At 44.3% G+C, this 21,798-nt stretch carries 22 protein-coding genes; 20 read left to right on the top strand and 2 right to left on the bottom strand.

The features are described from left to right. Positions 1-217 precede the first annotated feature (217 nt). Positions 218-685 (top strand): flavodoxin family protein, encoded by a 468-nt coding sequence (locus ACEW8F_RS02675; RefSeq protein WP_373481931.1) that lies wholly within the window; start codon positions 218-220, stop codon positions 683-685. 150 nt (positions 686-835) lie between these two features. On the opposite strand, the gene ACEW8F_RS02670 is transcribed toward ACEW8F_RS02675, so the two are convergent. Then, entirely contained in the window at positions 836-2,458 is a 1,623-nt protein-coding gene (locus ACEW8F_RS02670) for an NAD(P)/FAD-dependent oxidoreductase (protein WP_373481930.1), read from the bottom strand. 255 nt (positions 2,459-2,713) lie between these two features. Between ACEW8F_RS02670 and ACEW8F_RS02665 the strand changes: the two genes are divergently transcribed. From ACEW8F_RS02665 to ACEW8F_RS02575, 19 genes are all read left to right on the top strand, one after another. Continuing rightward, positions 2,714-3,304 (top strand): TetR/AcrR family transcriptional regulator, encoded by a 591-nt coding sequence (locus ACEW8F_RS02665; RefSeq protein WP_373481929.1) that lies wholly within the window; start codon positions 2,714-2,716, stop codon positions 3,302-3,304. A 17-nt stretch (positions 3,305-3,321) separates the two neighbouring features. After that, positions 3,322-5,400, top strand: a complete 2,079-nt coding sequence (locus tag ACEW8F_RS02660; protein ID WP_373481928.1) for a chemotaxis protein CheW — start codon at positions 3,322-3,324, stop codon at positions 5,398-5,400. A gap of 38 nt (positions 5,401-5,438) precedes the next feature. Further along, entirely contained in the window at positions 5,439-5,945 is a 507-nt protein-coding gene (locus ACEW8F_RS02655) for a chemotaxis protein CheW (RefSeq protein ID WP_373481927.1), read from the top strand. Between the two features lie 47 nt (positions 5,946-5,992). Beyond that, entirely contained in the window at positions 5,993-7,672 is a 1,680-nt protein-coding gene (locus ACEW8F_RS02650) for a methyl-accepting chemotaxis protein (RefSeq protein WP_373481926.1), read from the top strand. Positions 7,673-7,926: 254 nt separating this feature from the next. Next, complete coding sequence (locus ACEW8F_RS02645) at positions 7,927-8,976, top strand: chemotaxis response regulator protein-glutamate methylesterase (protein WP_373481925.1); 1,050 nt, start codon at positions 7,927-7,929, stop codon at positions 8,974-8,976. Positions 8,977-8,984: 8 nt separating this feature from the next. Further along, positions 8,985-9,455 carry a chemotaxis protein CheD gene (locus ACEW8F_RS02640; RefSeq protein WP_373481924.1) on the top strand — a complete coding sequence of 157 codons (471 nt, stop codon included), beginning with the start codon at positions 8,985-8,987 and terminating at the stop codon, positions 9,453-9,455. 56 nt (positions 9,456-9,511) lie between these two features. Continuing rightward, positions 9,512-12,568, top strand: coding sequence for a PAS domain S-box protein (locus ACEW8F_RS02635; protein WP_373481923.1), 3,057 nt, complete (start codon positions 9,512-9,514; stop codon positions 12,566-12,568). Positions 12,569-12,647: 79 nt separating this feature from the next. Beyond that, on the top strand, positions 12,648-13,052 hold the full coding sequence (locus ACEW8F_RS02630; protein ID WP_373481922.1) for a response regulator: 405 nt from the start codon (positions 12,648-12,650) through the stop codon (positions 13,050-13,052). A gap of 20 nt (positions 13,053-13,072) precedes the next feature. Continuing rightward, positions 13,073-13,906, top strand: a complete 834-nt coding sequence (locus tag ACEW8F_RS02625) for an HD-GYP domain-containing protein (protein ID WP_373481921.1) — start codon at positions 13,073-13,075, stop codon at positions 13,904-13,906. Between the two features lie 211 nt (positions 13,907-14,117). Continuing rightward, on the top strand, positions 14,118-14,477 hold the full coding sequence (locus tag ACEW8F_RS02620) for an ArsR/SmtB family transcription factor (protein WP_373481920.1): 360 nt from the start codon (positions 14,118-14,120) through the stop codon (positions 14,475-14,477). Positions 14,478-14,504: 27 nt separating this feature from the next. Continuing rightward, on the top strand, positions 14,505-15,509 hold the full coding sequence (locus ACEW8F_RS02615) for a permease (RefSeq protein WP_373481919.1): 1,005 nt from the start codon (positions 14,505-14,507) through the stop codon (positions 15,507-15,509). A 35-nt stretch (positions 15,510-15,544) separates the two neighbouring features. After that, positions 15,545-16,726, top strand: a complete 1,182-nt coding sequence (locus ACEW8F_RS02610) for an MFS transporter (protein ID WP_373481918.1) — start codon at positions 15,545-15,547, stop codon at positions 16,724-16,726. Positions 16,727-16,801: 75 nt separating this feature from the next. Then, on the top strand, positions 16,802-17,722 hold the full coding sequence (locus ACEW8F_RS02605; protein ID WP_373481917.1) for a cation diffusion facilitator family transporter: 921 nt from the start codon (positions 16,802-16,804) through the stop codon (positions 17,720-17,722). A 28-nt stretch (positions 17,723-17,750) separates the two neighbouring features. Beyond that, positions 17,751-18,233, top strand: coding sequence for a permease (locus ACEW8F_RS02600; RefSeq protein ID WP_373481937.1), 483 nt, complete (start codon positions 17,751-17,753; stop codon positions 18,231-18,233). After that, positions 18,230-18,769, top strand: a complete 540-nt coding sequence (locus ACEW8F_RS02595; RefSeq protein WP_373481916.1) for a permease — start codon at positions 18,230-18,232, stop codon at positions 18,767-18,769. Before ACEW8F_RS02600 ends, ACEW8F_RS02595 begins: the two co-directional genes overlap by 4 nt. Positions 18,770-18,786: 17 nt before the next feature. Further along, positions 18,787-19,326: a thioredoxin family protein gene (locus tag ACEW8F_RS02590; RefSeq protein WP_373481915.1), complete on the top strand. Its 540-nt coding sequence runs from the start codon at positions 18,787-18,789 to the stop codon at positions 19,324-19,326. Further along, on the top strand, positions 19,326-20,027 hold the full coding sequence (locus tag ACEW8F_RS02585; protein WP_373481914.1) for a cytochrome c biogenesis CcdA family protein: 702 nt from the start codon (positions 19,326-19,328) through the stop codon (positions 20,025-20,027). Before ACEW8F_RS02590 ends, ACEW8F_RS02585 begins: the two co-directional genes overlap by 1 nt. Positions 20,028-20,123: 96 nt before the next feature. Then, the gene (locus ACEW8F_RS02580) at positions 20,124-21,011 is read left to right on the top strand and encodes a universal stress protein (protein WP_373481913.1); all 888 of its coding nucleotides are present in this window, start codon (positions 20,124-20,126) and stop codon (positions 21,009-21,011) included. Between the two features lie 12 nt (positions 21,012-21,023). Further along, positions 21,024-21,257 (top strand): thioredoxin family protein, encoded by a 234-nt coding sequence (locus tag ACEW8F_RS02575; RefSeq protein WP_373481912.1) that lies wholly within the window; start codon positions 21,024-21,026, stop codon positions 21,255-21,257. 245 nt (positions 21,258-21,502) lie between these two features. Here ACEW8F_RS02575 and ACEW8F_RS02570 read toward each other — a convergent pair. Beyond that, a partial coding sequence (locus ACEW8F_RS02570) for a transposase (RefSeq protein ID WP_373481911.1) occupies positions 21,503-21,798 on the bottom strand: 296 nt, incomplete at its 5' end.

Genomic DNA, 21,798 nt, shown 5'->3' with positions numbered 1-21,798 from the left:
TGAGATCAGAATATGGTCCCAGGCTGTTCGTTTGAAATTGGTTATGATTAATTGACAGTGAATAAAAATTCTTTTGCGGAGTTAAAGAAAAGACTTGAAATAAATAACAAAATGAGGTACCTTAGTGTCAATAAGAGAATAATTAATGACTAAAAGTGGATAGGCTTTATTAGTGTTCTAAACAGCGACATATTCTAAAGAAAATGGAGAGTGTGAAATGAAAATTGGTGTGATTGTATTTTCCAAAACCAACAATACGTTTTCAGTCGCCGACAGGCTGAGAGCGGCCCTGGCGGAAAAGGGACTGGACGTAGAAATTGAGCGGATTGTTCCCGAAAATGATGATCCCGGGGCCAAACCTCCGATTGTATTTACCAATAATCCCGATGTATCCCCCTATGATGTGGTGATTTTTGCCAGTCCGGTGTGGGCTTTCTCGCTGGCGGTGGTGATGAAAGAATACCTTGAACAGGTTCCATCCCTGCAGGGTAAAAAGGTCTTCAGTTTTGTGACCAAGCAGCTGGCGTCCAAATTTACCGGCGGAATCAAGGCAAACCGTCAGATCAAATCAGCGGTGGTTGAAAAAGGCGGCACGGTGGAAAAATCATTTATTGTCAGCTGGAAGAATAAAAAAAGAGAAGAAGAGATTGACAGCTTAATCGCCGAGATCCTCAAAGCGGTTTAAAAGCAGTCCGGATCTGGTCAGAAAACCGAAAAAGATAACTTGTATAAAGAAGAGCTCCTGAAGAAAAAATCTTCAGGAGCTCTCTTTTTGAAGCAGTAAAGCTAATGGGTGGGAAATCACAGCAAAATGAATGAGACCCGAACAGGCGGCTTAATTCCCAGCTCTGAACCGGGCGTAGTGCTGGATGATTTTCTCAGCGGTTTTGACCCCGTCCACCGCTGAAGACATAATCCCCCCGGCGTAACCGGCACCCTCACCCATCGGGTAGAGTCCGGCAATATTGGCGACATGGTCATCATCGCGGTTGATCCGCACCGGCGAAGAGCTTCGGGTTTCAACCCCGGTCATAATGCTGTCTGCCATGGCAAAGCCCTTGATCTTTTTGTCAAAATGAAGCAGCGCTTCTTTCATGGTGGCAACCACATAATCCGGCAGGCACTCTTTTAACTGGGTCAGGCAAAGGCCTGGAGTATAGGTTGGGGTAACGCTGCCCCAGCGGGTGCTGGGCCGGTCTGCCAGAAAATCGCCTACCAGCTGGGCCGGGGCGTGATAGTTTTGACCGCCCAGGGCAAAGGCCCGGCCTTCCCAGCGGCGCTGAAACGCCACCCCGGCCAGGGGATGATCGTCACCGAAATCTTCGGGTTGCACTCCGACCAGCAGCGCGGCATTGGCATTGGCGCCATCCCGGCGGTGTTCGCTCATGCCATTGGTAACGACCCCGTCGGCTTCCGAAGCAGCGGCTACCACATAGCCCCCGGGACACATACAGAAGGTGTAAGCCGAGCGACCGTTGGGGGAATGATAAGAAAGCTTATAGTCGGCCGCGCCCAGTCCCGCCGTTCCAGCGGCAGATCCGTATTGGGCGTTATCAATCAGCTGTTGGGGGTGCTCAATCCGGACGCCAATCGAAAAGGCTTTAGGAGTCATGGTGACGCCGCGATCATAAAGAGTTTCAAAGGTATCCCGGGCACTGTGACCAATACCCAGCAAAGCCACCCGGCAGTCCAGGGTTTCATGGTCATTGATGACCACCCCGGTCAGCTGGTCGTTCTCGATCAGAAAATCGGTAACCTGGGCCCGGAACCGCACCTCGCCGCCATTTGTGATAATCTCCTGGCGGAGCGTCTTGACCGTCTCTCGCAACAGATCGGTGCCGATATGGGGTTTGCTGAGATAGAGGATTTCCTCCGGCGCCCCGGCGGCAATAAAAGCTTCGAGAATACTCCGGCAGCGGGGATCATTGATCAGGGTGGTCAGTTTGCCGTCAGAAAAGGTTCCGGCACCGCCTTCCCCGAATTGCACATTGCTGCCCGGATCCAGCTTGCCCGTCTGCCAGAAAGTATCGATTTTGGCGGCGCGGATATCGACCTCATCACCCCGTTCCAGAATAATCGGGGCGTAACCATTTTGGGCCAGGATCAGAGCGGCAAAAAGGCCGGCGGGTCCCATCCCAATGATCACCGGTCGATGTTCCAGGGGGCGGTTTCCCGGTGCCACCGCCTGATAGGATAAATCGGGACTGGGAGTAAGGCCGGATTTGCTGCCCTTTTTTAGAATCGCCGCCGCGTTTTTCAGGCTGGCATCCACCGTATAGATGTAGACGATGGCGTTTTTCTTGCGGGCATCAACGGATTTTTTAAATATTGTAAAGGTGCTTAAGTCCCTGGGACTAATTTTTAGTTTGGACAGAATAGCGTTTTTTAAGGCTTCTTTTTCAGCATCACTATTTTTAGCCTGTTTGATTTCAAGTTTGAGATTGGGAATTCGAATCATCCGATCCTCCTGTGGTGTTATTTAACAGCAATTATTATAACATGGCTTTTGTTAAAAGTATAAAAAAATTGGCAGGGCAGTGATAAATCATTTAAAGAGTGGGGATTGGTATGGCCTGGTGAGTGGCGCTTTGTAAAAGTTTTGTAAAACATCACAAAAAAACCTTTAGAACGTCACATAAAAAGTTGACAATTAAATAGAAAAGGGTATAATTTTAAAAAATGAGTAAGTAATCACTCCGCAAGGAGGAACAGGGTGCAAAAATCATTAATAAAAAGGCGTGAAAGCATCATCGTCTCAACCATTCAAACTATGAATGCCGTGGGGCTTCAAAATCTATCCACCAAAATGATTGCCAACCAGGAAGGTGTTTCAGAAGGAACCCTATTCCGGCATTTTAAAACTAAAAGCGATATTATGCTGGCGGTGGTTGATCATTTTTCCCAGTATGACGATGCCATCATTGAAACCTGCCAACAAAAGAATTTTTCGCCATTAGAAGCGATTCGCTACTTTTATAACGCCTATGCCGAATATTATCAGAACTATCCAGAAATAACAGTAGTGATTCAGGCTTATGACAGTCTGATGTGCGATGCAGAACTGTCCGAAAAGGTTAGTTCAATCATTTATAAACGATCCGATTTTATTATTAAAACCATTAAATCAGCCATCGATTTAAAACTCATCCACTCAAATCTGGATCCGGCGGTACTTGAAAATATTATCACCGGTGGCAGCAAGGAAATCTGTCTGAAGTGGCGAATGGCCAGGTACAGCTTTTCGATCAAAGAAAAGACCGCCGAAATGGTCGAAATGCTGTTAAGCGGTTTTAGGGAAAATTGAGATAAGGAGGGACGCCATTGGCAGAGCAATATATGAACGATCCGATGCAGGAGGTTTTTATTTTTGAAACATCCCAGCAATTGGAACAAATGGAACAGTCGGTAATTAAGACCGAAGCCCTGGGCAGCTATCCCGGCGAAACGATCAATGAAGTATTCCGAATCATGCATACCATCAAAAGTTCGGCGGCGATGATGCTGATCAATAATATGTCGGTGGTGGCCCATAGCACCGAAGATATGTTTTATTTTATCCGCGAAGAAAAGCCTCAGTATATTGATGTTTCAACCCTTTCAGACCTGGTCTTTGAAGGTATTGACTTTATGAAACTGGAACTGGATAAAATAAAAAACGGTTATGAAGCCGATGGCAATCCGGAAATTTTGATTACCAAAATCAAAGAACACCTGAAGATTCTTAAAGAGAATAACAATCTGACCGATTCCCAGGTGGTTAATAATGAGCCGGTTAAAGAAAAATATTACATCAGCTCCAATAAAGCGGCAAAAATCAGCAAACCTAAAACCTATCAAACGATCCTCCACTTTGCAGAAGACTGTGGAATGGAAAACATCCGGGCTTTCACCGTGGTCCATAACCTGAAGGAGATTACCGAGGCGTTTAAGTGCATTCCCGAGGACGTTATCAATGATCCAGATTGTGTTGAGATCATCAAACGGGATGGCTTTATGCTGCAGCTTAAAACTTCGGAAACCCAAGCTAAGCTGGAAGCTTTTTTCCGCACCATGGCATTTATCGATCAGTTTGAGATCACAGAAATAAACGAACTTCAGGAAATTCGCGAAGAATTGAATATCCTCGTTGCTGATGAAGAGATCATGGTTCCACAGCTTAAAAATCCGGCCCTGGAAATGGCTCCGGTCAAAGAAATCCCGGTGGCCAATGGCAACCAGAGCCAGAGCATGATTTCGGTCAGCGTGGAAAAGCTCGATAAACTGATGAACCTGGTCGGTGAGATGGTCATCTCAGAAGCGATGGTCACTCAGAACCCCGATCTCAAGGGACTGGTGCTGGATAATTTCAGTAAATCCGCCCGCCAGCTGAAGAAAATCACCAATGAACTCCAGGATATGGTGATGTCGATCCGGATGGTGCCCCTGGGCCCGACCTTTTTTAAGATGAACCGGATTGTCCGGGATATCAGTAAAAAACTGGGCAAGGAAATCAATCTGAAAATTCTCGGTGAAGAAACCGAGGTGGATAAGAACATCATTGAGCAGATCGGTGATCCATTAATGCATATCGTCAGAAACTCTGCCGATCACGGCATTGAAACGGCTGAGACGCGGATCCTTCAGGATAAACCCCGGGCCGGCACCATCACTCTGGAAGCTAAAAATGCCGGCGGCGAGGTGCTGATCATTATCCGCGACGACGGTAAGGGTTTGAGTCGGGAGGGGATCCTGGAAAAAGCCCGGGAAAACGGAGTAGTCGGCCCTGAAGCTGTCAATATGACCGACACTGAAGTGTTTAACCTGATCTTTTTGCCGGGCTTTTCGACCAAGGAAGCGGTGACTGAGTTTTCCGGGCGGGGCGTTGGCATGGACGTAGTTGCCAAAAACATTGAAGCAGTGGGCGGCAATATTCTGGTCGAAAGCATCGAAGGCCAGGGCACCACAATTACCCTGAAAATTCCCCTGACCCTGGCGATCATTGAAGGGATGAATATCCGGGTCGGTGAAAGCTGTTATACGCTGCCGATTATGTCCATCAAAGAATCCTTTATTCCCAAGGCCCAGGAGGTCTTCCGGGATACGGAGGAGAATGAAATGATTATGATCCGGGGCCAGTGCTACCCGATTATGCGGCTCAAAGACCATTACCAGGTTAAAACCGGAGCAACCCAGATCGAGGACGGCATTTTGATTATGCTGGAAGGGGAAACCAAAAGCACCTGTCTTTTTGCCGATGAATTATTGGGCGAGCAGCAGGTCGTGGTGAAAACCCTGCCCAAGTATATTCAGCGGATGAAAAAAATTGAGGGGCTGGCCGGCTGTACCCTGCTGGGTGACGGCAACATCAGCCTGATTCTGGATGTCAATGGACTGACTGCCCAAAAACGGCTAAAAAACTAACGATTACCAGTCATTGTAAAATACAAGGAGGCGAAGCGATGGTGGAAGAGTTTGATGAATTTGATGAACTGGAACTGGAAGAAGATGATGAAACCGAAGAAGGGAAGTATTTAACCTTTACACTGGATAATGAAGCCTATGGTCTCGAAATTACTTATGTTACTGAAATAATCGGGATCCAGAAAATAACGGAGGTACCGGAGCTGCCGGAATATGTCAAAGGAATTATGAGTCTCCGGGGGCAGATCATTCCGGTGGTGGATGTACGGCTCCGCTTTGGGAAACCGCATCGCGACTACGATGAGCGTACCTGTGTGATCGTCGCTGAGATTGCTGATATCACCGTGGGACTGATCGTCGATGGGGTGGCCGAGGTCGTGGCCATACCCGCGGAAGAAATTGTTCCCCATCCGAATCTGGATGAAACTGACAGTCGGCAATTTGTGAGAGGGATTGGGAAAGTGGGGACAGCGGTTAAGCTGATTCTCGACTGCCAGAAACTGCTTGAGGACGATGAAATGGAAAACCACAATCAGGAAGCGTGAATGCTGATACAAAGAACAAGTAAATAATTTGATGGAGGAAACACAAAATGCAATTTTTCAAAAACCTTAAAATAAAGCAAAAGCTGGTCACCTGTTTTATCTTGCTGGCAGTGGTAACCGGAGTTGTCGGGGTGTTTGGCATCTATACTATGAATGCCATTAATACCCAGTCGGAAAATATGTATCATAACAATTTGGTGCCATCGCAAAAACTGGCCAGTATTCAATATGCCCTGGAAGATATCCGGGCCAACCAGCTGCTGGCAGTTTATGAACGCAACCCCGGCACCCTGCAAACCCGTCTGGATGCCATTAGTGCTGACGTGGAAAGTGATAATGCACTTTTAAAAGAGTATGAAGCGACGATCCAGGATGACGAAAACAGAGCCATGTATGTTACCCTGACCGAAAGTCTGGCTTCCTACCGGGAATTGCGCAATGCCAACCTGGAACTGGTCAAAGCGCAAAAATATGATGAGGCGCTGGCGGGTCTCAGTGCCGTAACTCAGGCGCGAACAGCGGTTACTGAAGATCTGCAAAAGCTGATTGATTACAATACGCAACTTTCGGAAGCGATCCTGACTCAGAATACCGCTGAATTTAAAACCCAAAGCACCGTGATGGTCATTTTTATCGTCGTCGGAATTGGTTTGGCGGTAGGTCTGGGATTGATGGTTGCCAATATGATCAGCAAACCGTTACGACGGATGGTCGATTCCGCCGAAGAAATTGCCAATGGCAATCTCGATGTAGATGTGAAAATCGACAGCCGGGATGAAGTGGGCGAGCTGGGACTGGCCTTTGTAAAAATGACCAACCATATCAATGAAATCATGACCAATATCGATTCCGCTGCCGAACAGGTAGCCGCCGGTTCTAAACAGATTGCTGATTCCAGCATGGGATTGTCCCAGGGTGCGACTGAACAGGCCAGCTCGATTGAACAACTGACCGCTTCGATCGAAGAAATTTCCTCCCAGACCCGCCTTAATGCGGACAATGCCAGCGAGGCCAATGAACTGGCGGAGGTTACCAGAACAAACGCGGTGCAGGGCAACAACGAAATGAAACGAATGCTGGAATCGATGGAAGAAATCAATGAATCTTCAACCAATATTTCGAAGATTATCAAGGTCATTGACGAGATTGCCTTCCAGACCAATATATTAGCCTTAAACGCTGCGGTGGAAGCCGCCCGGGCCCGACAGCACGGCAAGGGCTTTGCAGTGGTGGCCGAAGAAGTCAGAAACCTGGCCGCCCGATCAGCTGACGCCGCCAAGGAAACCACCCGGATGATAGAAGGATCGATTAAGAAGGTCGACGATGGCACCAAAATTGCCACCACCACTGCCGCCGCCCTTAATAAGATCGTCGATGATGTGGCTAAGGTCTCTGGCATTGTCGGAAATATAGCCTCAGCGTCAAACGAGCAGGCCATTGGCATTTCCCAGATCAACCAGGGCATCATGCAGGTGTCTGAAGTGGTTCAAATGAACTCAGCCACCTCTGAAGAAAGTGCCGCCGCCAGTGAAGAATTATCCAGTCAGGCCGAATTGCTAAGAGAACAGGCCGCCCGTTTTGTTCTAAAAAAAGCTAGTCGCTTTGCCTACCAGGGTGTTGAAGAAACAGCGCCCGACAGCCGGGGCAACCGGAGAGAACCAGCCAATAACCCGGTGTCAAAACCCACTCGTATTGCTTTGACCGACAATGAATTTGGGAAATATTAAAGAAAAGTCGGATAATGGGCATAATGGTCAATTAGGCAAAAAAGTCCTGTAAATTTAAGCCCTTAAGCGATATAAATTGCATTAAAGTATGTTGCAAATTGAGCAGTGTGTGGACGAGGGTCTGATCCCTGCCGCTACGTGCAATATTTTATTCAACTGATGTAGTCAAATAATTGATTATAACAGGTTGTACCCATTAGTTGATTACTGGCGGGACAATGATTTCTCAAGTAGGCCAGAAAGGGTGACAAGTAATGCCAAAGAAAAACCAGATCAGCGTTCTCGTCGTTGATGACAGCCAGTCTTTCCGGGAAATAATGGTCCGAAAACTGTCCGATGATCCGCAGATCCAGGTGGTTGCCACCGCTGGTGATGCCTTTGAGGCCCGGGATAAAATACTTAAGTATGATTTGGATCTGATCGTTTGTGATCAGGAAATGCCAAAAATGGGTGGCGTCGAATTTATTAAGCGATTGCTGCCCCAATATCCCCTGCCAGTGGTGATGATCAGCGACAATCCCCAGATCGAAGCTGCGGCCAGAGTGGCCGGTGCCCGGGATTTTGTAAAAAAGCCCCATCCCCGCTCAGCAAAAACCGATGCCGATTTTCTCAACGAGCTGATCCTGAAGATTCGGCTGGCCGCCAGGACCGGGATCATCCTGCCGAAAAAAAATCCAGCCGCCCAACAGGTTGATCACAATCACCTCCCACAATCAGTTGGCAATGGGCAGTTAAGCGACCGGCTCATTGCCATTGGTGCGTCAACCGGCGGTACCGAAGCGATTTATCAGATCCTTAAAAATTTGCGGGTGGATTGTCCGGGAATCCTGATTGTTCAGCATATACCGCCGGTGTTTTCAAAAATGTTTGCCGAACGACTGGATACCCAGACCCCCTTACGTTGCAAAGAAGCCCAATCTGGCGATTATCTGGAGCCGGGAAGGGTATATATTGCCCCAGGCGATCAACATATGAGGATTAAGCGGATTGGTAATAAGTATCGGGTGGAAGTGTTTGCTGGGGAAAAAGTCAATGGCCATTGTCCGTCGGTAGATATGCTTTTTGATTCAGTGGCCCGGGAAGCCGGCCCTCGGGCGATAGGTGTGCTGCTGACAGGAATGGGGAATGATGGTGCCAAAGGCCTCCTTGATATCCGGCGAAAAGGCGGTTACACCATTGGTCAGGATGAGGCCTCCTCGGTGGTTTATGGGATGAATAAGGTAGCCTACAATTTGGGGGCTGTGTCGGTTCAGGCCGCCCTGAAGAATATTCATCATTGCATTCTCACAGCATTAAAGGAATAGGTGTAGTGATGACAAAAATAATCGGAATCGGCGAAATGGCCATTTCCAACAATCACAATGATACCATTAAGACCTTTGCCTTAGGCTCATGTCTGGGAATCACGGCCTATTCACCGATCCGCAAAGTCGGGGGCATCATCCATATTGCCCTGCCCCGCCCGGCCCGGATGGAAGATGCGATCGACCGTCATTGTTACTATGTCACCACCGGATTGCCATATTTTATTCATCAGTTTTCCAGTAAATACGGGTGTCTCAAAAATGAACTGGTGATCCGGATTTTTGGCGGTGCCGAATCCATGCGTCAGAATGACACCTTTAACGTCGGCCGGCATAACCTGGAAATTACAGAACAGATTCTCAAGGATATGAATCTGGGCATACAGTACGCCGAAACCGGAGCCAGAGTCAGCCGTACCATTGAGCTGGAGGTGGCCAATGGTGATATTAATATCTGGCATCAGAATATGATCATCTGAGGGCCAACCGATCACAGCAGCTGATGGTTGCCGGAAAACTTTAAAAGGGAGATACAATGTCAAAGGAGGAGCGATTGGATACCGAAGATAATTTCATTCAGGAGTTTAATACCATATCAGTTGGGGTGGTGGTGGTGGATGAAAAGGCGAAAGTTACCAAAGTCAATGATCCCTTACTGAACTATTTCAACCGCAAAAGAGGAGACTTTATTGGAAAACAGTTTGGCGATGCGGTTCAGTGTAAAAGCAGTCGTTTAAACAAGCTGGGTTGCGGTTTTGACCCGTCCTGTGAGTTCTGCGAATTGAGAAATGCCGTGACAAAGGTGCTGAAATGCGAAGATGAACCAATTAAAATAGAATTCAAAAAAAGTATTTTTGTGGATGATGAAGAAAATGATTATTGGTTCAGGGTCAGCATTGCACCCCTGATTCGGAAGCATAGCAGAAATGCGGTAGTGACCTTTGTGGATATTACCGAGCGCAAAAACCGGGAGCAGTCCCTCGAACAATCCCGGGATTATTATTATCGGATGTTTGAGAACTTTCCCACCTTAATCTGGAAAACCGATCAGGAAGGCAATGTGGTTTACTTTAACCGTAGCTGGTCGCTGTTCACCGGCAAGCACAACGAAGACTATCTGGGAATCAAGTGGCTGGATCTGATTCATCCCGAGGATCGAAAATTTTATATGAAAATGAAAAACCAGGCCTTTCGCAGCAAAAAATCCTTCAGTATTCAGTATCGGATTCGTCATGATAGCGGTAAGTATCGCTGGATTGAAGCGATCTACAGCCCCTCCTTTGAGGTTGATGGCAGTTACGGCGGTTATATTGGCATTGGCATTGATATCACCGATCGTAAAAGTCTGGAAGAAGGCTTGATCCGCTATAAAATGCTGGCCGAAAAGGTCCGGGATACCATTCTTTTTGTCGAAATCAACGGCAGAATAATCGATGCCAATAATGCCGCTGTGGAACTCTATGGATATAAACGGGGGGAATTACTTAAACATACGCTCTTTGATCTGATTGAAGGCGGGAAATCCGTGGCCATTGAAGAAATGAAAAATGGCGAAAAAGATGGGGTCTTTTTTGAAACCATCCATAAGCACAAAGATGGCACCCAGTTTCCTGTTGAAGTCAGCGCCAAAACCACCATGATACTGGAAAAACGGGTGATTATCTGCATCGTTCGGGATATCTCCGAACGGAAAGATTATGAAAATGCTCTGATCGACAGCGAAGAAAAGTTTCGCCAGGTTTTTCATAATTCGTCAGACGCCATCTTTGTTCAGGAAACCAATCAGGACGGATGCCATGGCCGGCTCATTGAAGTCAATCAGACTGCCGGGGATATGTTTCACTACACTTATGAGGAGTTTTTCGGATTTGTGGATCCCGTTTTCAAATTGATTGATTCACCTGATGTGGGGCAAAATTATTGCCATGAGTTGCTGGAAAAAAATCAAATTGCAATCAAGACCATGGCTAAACGGAAGGACGGTTCAACCCTGCCCGTTGAAGTCATCTGCAGCCATTGTTATTTGAATGAAAAAAAGGTCGCCATTACCATTGTCCGGGATATCAGTGAGCGGCTGGCAGTGGAACAGGCTTTAAAACTGGCCAAGGAAGAAGCGGAAATGGCCAATCAGGCCAAAAGTGAATTTCTGGCTAATATGAGTCATGAAATCAGAACCCCGCTAAACGGCATTGTCGGGATGGTCAATTTAATGCGTTTGTCTAATTTAAATCAGGAACAGCAGGAGAATATCAAAATTATCAAAACCTGTGTTAATGCCTTACTCAATGTGATCAATGACATCCTCGATTTCTCAAAAATGGAGGCCGGAAAATTGGAGATTAAAAAGAATAACTGCGATATTAAAGCCCTGGTAGAGCACACCATCAAAGCCCAGTCCCCGGCGGCCAGCGGCAAGGGAATCGAACTTAGCTATGCTTTTTCAGCGGCTATGCCCCAATATGTTTTAGGTGATTTCCATCGGATTCAGCAGATCCTCAACAACCTGATCAGCAACGCTATCAAATTTACTGATATCGGCGAGGTATGGGTCAAGGTTAAGAGTTTGGCGGCCACCGATAAACAGGTTGAACTGCTCTTTGTGGTCGAAGATACCGGAATTGGTATTGCCGAAGAAAACCGGCAGCGGATTTTTGAAAGTTTCAGCCAGGTGGATGGTTCCTATACCCGACGATTCGGGGGAACCGGCCTGGGACTTGCCATTACCAGACAATTGGTAGAACTGATGGGCGGCAAAATCTGGGTGGAAAGTACTGCAGGTCAGGGCAGCCGCTTTTATTTCAAGCTGAGCTTTGAGCCCGGTTTGGCAGAAGACTGCCAACAAGAAAAGTATCCTGACTATTTTAAGATCAGTCAGCAATATAAAATTCTGTTGACCGAAGATGACAAGGTCAATCAATTGGTGATGTCTCGCATGCTCAACGAATGCGGTTATGGGGTGGACATTGCCGGCAATGGCTATGAGGCAGTGGAAATGGTTCGAAAAAATACCTATGACATCATCCTGATGGATATTCAAATGCCGGAAATGGATGGCATTGAAGCCACCAGACGAATCCGTAAAATTACTCAGGATACCCCAGTGCTGGCCATTACCGCCCACGCACTTCATGGAGACCGGGAAAAATTCTTATCCCAGGGAATGGACGGCTATATATCCAAACCCATCAAAGTGGAGAAACTGGTGGAGGAAATTGAAAAATGTATCAGCCGGAAAGAAGCGACCCGGCAATCCGGAGATTTTAAAATGCATATTGACGCCAATGGAGAAATCATCATTAAGGAAAAGGATGGTTCGGATGGTCAAATCGGAAAGGTTTATGATGAGGAAAAGGAAGAACAGCTTGCGGCGCTAATCAACAAATTAAACGATCAGGTGGCAGCCGGAAAATTGGAAGACTTTGAAAAACTGGCGAACCGCATCAAGAAACTAGCGATTGTTCTGGATATTGAAGACTTAAAGGTGATTGCCTTTAAAATCGAACTGGATATCAGACGGGGAAATTTTGAAGCTGCAGCCCAAAAGGTCAACCAGATTAATCATATTTACACGGTGTACAAAAAAACAGTATAATTAAAAGCAGCAATCAACATAAAGCAGTCAAATAAATGGCTAAATTAAATAAAACGGCACAAGAAAGGTTAGGAATAAAATGAAAATATTAATTGTAGAAGATGACATGGTAAGCCGACGTTTTTTGGGGAAATTTTTAGCCCAGTATGGCGAGTGCGATATTGTGGTGGATGGGATGGAAGCTCTGGATGCCTATCTCATTGCCATTAAAGAAGAAGATCCCTATGATCTGATTTGTCTCGATATTATGATGCCAAAGGTGGATGGAGTCAAGGTCCTCAAAGCGATCCGGGATTTTGAAGCGCAACGGGGAATCCTGGCTGAAAACAAGGTGAAGATTATTATCATCACTGCTCTGGCCGATACCGAATTCGTCAATACCGCCTTTGATCTGGGCTGTGAAGCCTATGCCGCCAAACCGGTTGATACTGATAAACTGGTTGAAGTGATGAATAAACTGGGCGTCATCAAAGTCGATCAGTAAAAACAAAAATGGAGTGAAAAATGGGAATTTTAGAAGATCACATTAATAATTATACACGGTTTGAACAGCCCGCTGTTCAAACAATGCGCGACGATGGTAAACGGGAGAAAACTGGAAACTCGCTGTCTCATTATCTGTGTGATCTTAACGAAAGCATGTCCAAACAGCTCAACCGCAAGATGCTGGTGGAACTGAAAAACAATCTGAGTAATGTGCTGTTTCAGAAAGAGTACACCTATACCCATGTGACCCAGTTTCTGGCCCATATGTATGAAAGCATCGAAGGCAATCCTATTATTCTTAAAGCCCTGGAACAGATTAAAAAAATGGATGAGTACACCTTTGCTCATAGTGTCAACACGGCCTTTTATTCAATGTTTATCGCCATGTGGATGGATTTGCAAGAACAGGATATCATCAATGCCACCCAGGCCGGATTTCTGCATGATATCGGTAAGATTTATATTCCCGAGGCGATCTTGAATAAACCTGGGGCCTTAACCCGTCAGGAATATGAAATCATCCAGCTTCATCCCCTTTATGGCTATTCGCTGCTCAATGAATTCAGCGAATTTAATCTCGAGGTCAAACGGGCGGTGCTGTTTCACCATGAGCGGATTGATGCCAAAGGCTATCCGCTTTGCGCCACCGACGATTATGTGGGACTTTTACCAAAAATCATCGCCGTCGCCGATGTCTATGATGCGATGACGACCAATCGCATATATAAAAAAGGGAAAACCGCCCTAGAGGCCATTGACTATCTCAGTCATCAGGGGCGGAGCCAACTGGACAACCGGGTATTGCTTCATTTTCTCAATAATATCCCGGTATATGATTTCAAGGCGTCATAAAATTTGCAGAGAAAAAACTTGTTTTATCAGCAGTTGTATCAGGTGCATTCTCCTGAGACAGCTGCCTTTTTATGCTTTTGTATATTTATGGTTGGTTGATTTTTATAAATAGCTTGACAAGAATTGATAATGGGTATAACATAATCATATGCTTATGTATGTATATGATAAGAATAGCAGGTTTTGCCTGTAAATATGAAAGGAGTCTGTGATGAAACCACTCATCAATATTTTTAAAATTTTGTCAGATGAGACAAGACTTCGCATTATTGTTCTGCTTGCCCAAAATGAGTTGTGCGTTTGTGAACTTAGTTATATTTTAGATGTTTCGCAGCCAAACATTTCAAAAAACTTGGCAAAGTTAAAAGAATCAAACCTCGTTACTTCGCAACGAAAAGAGAAATTTATTTTCTATAAGTTAAAGAATGAAAATATGATTATGACCCATATTGTAAAAGATATTTTGGGTAATCTTGAGAATTACCCGCAACTTGTTATTGATCAAAACAGAAATGATGGTAATCAAAATTGGTTGGATGAATGCTGTAAGCATCCTTTGATTCAATTATAGAATTTAAAAAAGTTTGGAGATGATCTCATGTTTGTATTTGAATGGTTAAACAATCAATTGTTAAAAATGGAGTGGCTCAGTTATTTAGTTACTCAGCTAGTTCAAAATATATTTGGTCTGAACACCCAGAGTCAATTGGGAGGGAGTATTCATTTTTTTATTTATGATGTCATTAAAATATTCATCCTCCTATCTGTTCTGATTTTTTTGATTTCTTATATCCAAAGCTTTTTTCCGCCGGAACGCACTCGTAAAATACTGGGTAATTTCAAAGGGATTTCAGCCAATATATTAGGGGCGTTGCTGGGGACGATCACGCCTTTTTGTTCCTGTTCATCGATCCCGCTTTTTATCGGATTTACCAGTGCCGGATTGCCCATCGGCGTAACCTTTTCATTTCTGATTTCATCACCCCTGGTTGATCTGGCTTCGGTTATTCTATTGGCCAGTATTTTTAACTGGCAAATTGCTATTGCCTATGTCATTGTCGGTTTGATACTGGCGGTGCTTGGCGGAACAATTATCGGTAAAGCAAAGCTTGAAGACTACGTGGAACCCTTTGTTTACAGCAATAAGATGATTGAAATGGATCAGGAATCCTTGACCATAAAGGATCGAATGATATTTGCCCGGGATCAGGTTCTGGAAATTATTCAAAAAGTATGGCTCTATATTCTGATTGGGGTCGGCATCGGGGCAATTATTCATAATTGGATACCGGAAGAAATCATCTCAGCAGTGCTGGGACAAGATAAGTGGTACTCAGTGCTGATTGCAACATTAGTCGGAGTCCCCATGTATGCAGATATCTTTGGTACCCTTCCCATCGCCGAAGCATTGGTTTCTAAAGGCGCCGGCCTTGGTACGGTATTGGCATTTATGATGGCAGTTACAGCATTGTCACTACCATCCTTGATCATGCTCAAAAAAGTGGTCAAGACAAAGCTGCTGATTATTTTTATGGGAATCGTAACGACCGGGATTCTGATTATTGGTTTTAGTTTTAACGCTTTTGGTTATCTGTTCTTATAAAGAATTCAGACATGCATTGCGGACGGGAGTAAAAAATGGAAAATAAAAATAAAATGATTGCCATACTTGGTTTCATGGCCTTTTTGGCAAATGGAGATAATTATGCAGCGGCTCCGCTAATTATTAATATTGCTGCGGATCTCAATCTGACGGTCAGTGTCGCAGCAATGTCGGTAACCGCCTATATGCTCGCTTTTGGTGTGTTTACCTTGTTATTCGGCCCCCTTTCAGATCGCTTCGGAAAGGTCAAAATTATCAATATTGCGGCAATCGGAACAGCCATCTTCAGTATCTTGGGAGCCTTTGCCTTTAATCTGCCATCGCTGATTTTCTTTCGGGCCATGAATGGCGCCTTTGGAGCCGGAATTTTTCCGGTAACCCTGGCGCTGGTGGGACAGAGTTTTGATGATCAGAACCGTCAAAAGGCGATTGCCAAAGTAATGGGGCTGATGTTTCTGGGCGGCGCGACAGCAACCATTATTGGCGGGGCTCTGGCGTATTTTGGTTCCTGGCGTCTCGTATATCTGGCTTATGGGATTGCGGAATTCATCATCGCCATGATTATGCTAAAAACTTTAGAGCGGGATCAACCGGTAGTTGAAGTCCTTAATATTTTTGAGGCTTATAAAGAACCACTATCGAATTTTCGTTTTATGAGACTGGTTATCGCTATTTTCTTTGTCGGATTTAGTGTATTTGGCAGTTTTACCTATACCGGAAAACTGATTCAAACTGCCACGGGGTATAATCTGCTCGTCGTTGGTCTGATTCTTTCGCTGTTTGGAGTTGGTACGGTTGTTGGTGGACGTATTGCCCCAGCATTGCGAAAAAAATTTAAAAATGGATTTCTTGTTTCAGCAAGCGTGATTGGCGGCGTTTCGCTGTTAAGTATGGCCTTTTTTACAAATGCATGGCTCTTATCGCTGGCATTATTTGGCTTTGGGACGGCATTTATTTTTCTCCAGTCGACACTGATAACGACGGTTCAGGAGAAGCTGCCGAAACGACGCGGAACGGCAATGTCGCTGGCATCATTTAACATGTTTGTTGGTGGTGCGGTTGGCACCAGTATTAATGCAGTGGTCATAGAAGCAGGGAGTTTATCAACAATTTACATCAGTAGCGCCATAATTCTGTTTTTAGTCAGCTTGGTTGCAGCCTTATTTATTTCACAGGTTGAAGTACAAAAGCGACAAGGATCTTTTGAAGAAAACTAGAGAATAAGCAGCAAAGTGAGTATTCAAATGAAACAAGATTACGCTAAGAAATTAATGAAAGAGAAGTGAGACATAATGGAAGATAATCATGACCATGATCACGAAAAGCATAGACATACACATGATCTTTCCAATCTATCCGGCAAAAAAATATTTTGGGTGACGGTATTGAATGCAATTATTACCGCGACTGAAATCATCGGTGGTATTCTTTCAGGCAGTTTAGCTTTACTGTCAGATGCATTACATAACTTAAGTGACACGATTGCCATTGCCCTTTCTTATTTTGCCAATCGCTTCGCTCAAAAACCGCGGGATGAAAAGCGAACCTATGGATATAAGCGCGCCGAAATCCTGGCTGCATTGGTGAATGCAACCGTATTGCTGGCTTTATCGGTTTTATTGATTATCGAAGCCATCAAACGGTGGCAGTCACCAGAGACCATCAATGGGTTAATGATGATTGTTGTTGCCCTTGTGGGACTGATTGCCAATTTTATTTCAGTTTTTTTATTGGAAAAAGATTCGCACAATAATTTAAATATAAAATCCAGTTATTTGCACTTAATTAGTGACACGGTTTCATCGATTGGGGTACTGATTGGGGGCGTTGCGATACAGCTATGGGGTATTGTTTGGATTGATCCGCTGATCACAGCCCTGATATCGATCTATATTATTCGGGAAACCTGGCAGATCATCAAAAAAACGGTCAATATTCTGATGCAGTCTGCGGCACCGCTGAATTACGAAGCCATTAAAACAGAAATTGAAAAAATGGAAAAAGTTAAAAGTATTCATCATGTTCATACTTGGATGTCCGATGAGAAGAGCGTTTACTTTGAAGCGCATATCGAAATGGAAGATATGCCATTATCTGAGGTTTGTCTCATTACTGATGAAATTGAGCATTTGCTGAAAGAAAAAGAAGGCATCTATCATGTTACATTACAGGCGGAAGTTGATAAGTGTTGTGATAAGCGGTTGTTTAAATAAAAATCAATTTTGTAAAGGTTGGTGAGAAATTTTGAATATTGTACTTTATGTTGTTACTGGTGTGCTTTTGTTAGTTTCATTTTATAAAGATAAGAAAAAAACGAAAATGGCAATAAAAAAAGCCTGGAAAGCATTTGAAAATATCTTGCCTGAATTTCTGGTGGTGATCTTACTGGTCGGTTTATTACTGGCTATTATGAATCCGGAAATGATTTCAAGTATTATTGGTGATAAATCAGGCTGGTTTGGGGTGATCCTGGCGGCGGTTATTGGATCGATTACATTGATTCCAGGATTTGTAGCCTTTCCAATGACGGCATTGCTTTTGGACGGTGGAGCTGGTTACATGCAAATTGGTGCCTTTATTTCTACGTTAATGATGGTTGGGATCGTGACCATGCCGGTTGAAATAAAATACTTCGGCAAAAAATTGACGATCTATCGAAATGCCCTGGCGTTTTTATTTTCCTTTGTGGTAGCATTGGTGATTGGAGTGGTGATGAGCTTATGAAAAAACTAATAAAACGTTATCGTGCATTTCTGGTTGTGTTGGCGATTATGCTGGTCATTACACTTATTAATAACGATCTGGGAATAAAAGCATTTGGTGTTACCGGTTATTCTTTAAAAGAGATGGCGCTGGTGATTCCACCGGTTTTTGTATTATTGGGGCTGCTGGATATTTGGGTTCCCCGGGAAACCATGATTAAATATATGGGCGAAGGCTCTGGATTAAAAGGAATTATGCTGGCCTTTTTCATCGGTTCTGCGGCGGCTGGACCGCTTTATGGGGCATTTCCGATTGCCGCTGTTTTCATGAAAAAAGGGGTAAAGTTCAGTAATATCATGATTTTTATCGGAGCCTGGTCAACAACGAAAGTACCCATGTTCTTGTTTGAGATGGCATCAATGGGCGCTAAATTTGCGATCACCCGATTACTGATTGATATTCCGGGAATTATTATTATTGCTTTCATTCTGTTTGCCGTGATGAAAGATGATGAAATTAAGAAGATCTATGAAAACGCAGAACATTTTGATGATTAATAAAAAGGGGGAAAGTAATGTTGAGTGTAAATAAAAGTAAATGGCTAAAAATTGTAATCCCCGTTGTCATTGTTTGTGTTATTGGTGGGGTGTGGTTATTAAAAAACGCGCAAGGTTCTGAAACTGAGCAAGAGGCACCGGTGAGTAGTAATAATCAGGATTTTGCATTACATGTAACGGATGAGCTGGATCTTGATCAACTCAAATCCTATGGTCTGCCGATTATTATCGATTTTGGGGCAGATTCCTGTGTGCCCTGCAAAGAAATGGCACCGGTTCTAAAAACTTTAAATGAAGAATATCAGGGAAAGGTTATTATCAAGTTTGTGGATGTCTGGAAATATCAGGAGCTGGCGCAGGGATTTCCTATCAGTCTAATTCCAACGCAGATATTCATTGGAGCAGATGGTAAGACTTTCAATCCCGAAAATCCCACAGAGTTTTCGTTGAATCAGTATGTCACGAAAGATACCAGTGAACTGGTCTTTACAACCCATGAAGGTGGGATGACCAAAGAAGATTTTCTGAAAATTTTTAAAGTGATGGGGGTTCAGTAGTGGAAGCTGTGATTAATCAGGGGTTAAATTCGCTTTCAGAAATGATCGCTGGAAATATCTGGCTGGCACCGCTGTTTGCATTAATTGCGGGCGTCCTCACTGCTTTTACCCCCTGTTCATTATCCAGCGTGCCACTGGTGATAGGTTACGTGGGGGGAACCGCCCAAAGAGAAACAAAAAAAGCTTTTAAACTCTCGCTGGTGTTTTCCCTTGGTATGGCCGTTACTTTCACGACTTTGGGGGTGCTGGCTTCGCTGATGGGCCAATTAATGCGGGGCACCGGAACCTGGTGGTACATTTTACTGGGTATTCTGATGGTGCTGATGGCTCTGCAAACCTGGGAAATGTTTAATTTTATTCCGGCAACAAACGCTTTGAGTAAAAGCACTAAACGGGGTTACGTCGGTGCTTTTCTAGCCGGCATCCTGGGTGGTCTTTTTTCATCACCCTGTGCGACGCCAGTGCTGATTGTATTATTGGCGATGGTCGCCAACGAAGGCAATCTGATCTGGGGCATCCTGCTGTTGCTGCTTTATTCCCTTGGCCACAGCATTCTGGTTTTAGCAGCGGGAACATCCATTGGTTTTGTGCAAAAACTTTCGGCCAGCGACGAATATGGAAAGGCCAGTACTGTGTTGAAAATCGTGATGGGTGGGATAATTCTTTTGTTGGCTTTTTATATGTTTTATCTGGGATTCTAGCACAAGTCTTTCTTTATTAAATAATACATGGTTATTATACCGATGGATCGGGTAAATTAAGAGTAGTGTTTTGTAAATTAAAAAGGAGGTATCATCATGTTCAGTCGAATCGTCATTGCATCAGAGATGTCACCAGCTACTTTTAATATGCTTCATTGTCTGGAAAGATTGAAAGGGTTGGGGGTCAAAGAATGTTTGCTGGTACAATGCCTGAGTCCCCATGACCTGGATTCAAAGATTTCATCCTTTTATACAGCTATTGTTGAAGAAAACCTCAGTGAGCAGAAAGTACTACTGGAAAAAATTGGATATACGGTAAACACTCGTGTGGCGACTGGTTATATTAAAAACGAAATTAACCGCATTGCCGTCGAAGAAGATTATTCCATGATGGTTGTGGGGGCTCCGGAACACTCCATGGTGGGGGAGGTTTTTTTTGGGGGCACAGCTCACGAAGTGATCCTCCATGCCCAGAAGCCGGTGCTTTTGATCCGGATCGTCAATGAACCAGAGGCACGCTTAAAACTGATAAAATCCTGCAATCTGATTGAACATATCCTATTCCCGACTGATTTTTCCGAAAATGCCAAAAAAACATTTGCGGTTGTCAAAAAAATGGTATCGGATGGGGTGAAAAAGGTTACACTGATGCATGTCATCGACAAGGCGGTTGTGGATCCCTATCTCAAAGAAAGTCTTGAAGATTTTATCCGTTTGGATGACACCAGACTTCAGGCGATGAAAGTTGAACTGCAGTCAATTGGAGATGTAGAAGTCGATGTGCAACTGCCAATCGGCTCGCCCGCAGGAGAGATCATCAAAGCAGTTCAGGAACACAATATATCTATGGTAGTTATGGGCTCGCAAGGGCGGGGCTTCTTAAATGAAGTTTTTTTAGGCAGTGTCAGCCATCAGGTGGCGAGGCATTCATCTGCATCGATATTATTAATTCCCGCGAATCGGGGATACTATAAAATAGTTTAAAGGAGAAATGATATGATTATTAAAGTACTGGGACCAGGTTGTAAAAATTGCAAAAAACTGGAAGCGAACACGAGAGAAGCCTTAAAAGAGCTGGGGATTGAAGCAACTATTGAAAAAGTTGAGAGCATGGAGGAAATTATGACTTATGGGATTATGTCAACACCGGCATTGGTGGTGGATGAACAGGTCAAATTTTCTGGAAAGATTCCTTCGGTTAAAGAACTTAAGAAATATTTACAGTCCTAATTAACCTGAGCATGGATACTTATGATCGTTTTTATTCGTCAGAAAAAGTATATCTTGGGAAGAACTATGATCTGCTGACAGTGAAACATCCGAAAAACGGCCATAAAAAAGCACGATTTCTTAAATCATGAATGAATATTCGTTGATATGAGGCTAATAGAAACCTAACAATCCAATTTTTATAAAAGGTTTGAAAATGACATAGGAATTGGCGGCGACAGATACTTTTGGCTCCACAGATTTTATCAGATTTTCAAAGTTTTTGGTGGAGGGAATAACAAAGAAACCATCCTTACAATATTGCAGGCTAGATTGGCCATGGTAATATGAATTTTTGCCCCACGAAGTCTGATATACCGGCACCGTCGTAATCCGTGATTTCTGACCATTGTAGCAAAATGTCTTTCTATTTTGTAACGCTTATTGTAAGCAATGGTGAAGTCTGGGGTTGAAACTCTGGCTTTGTCTGTTAACACCGCATCATGGCGTAAATAAACCGTCACATGTCTGCTTTTCTGGTGGTATTTACCATTTTTTAGGC

Source organism: Acetobacterium sp., from assembly GCF_041752335.1.
Lineage (GTDB): Bacteria > Bacillota > Clostridia > Eubacteriales > Eubacteriaceae > Acetobacterium.
This window is presented reverse-complemented; position numbering and strand designations above follow the sequence as displayed.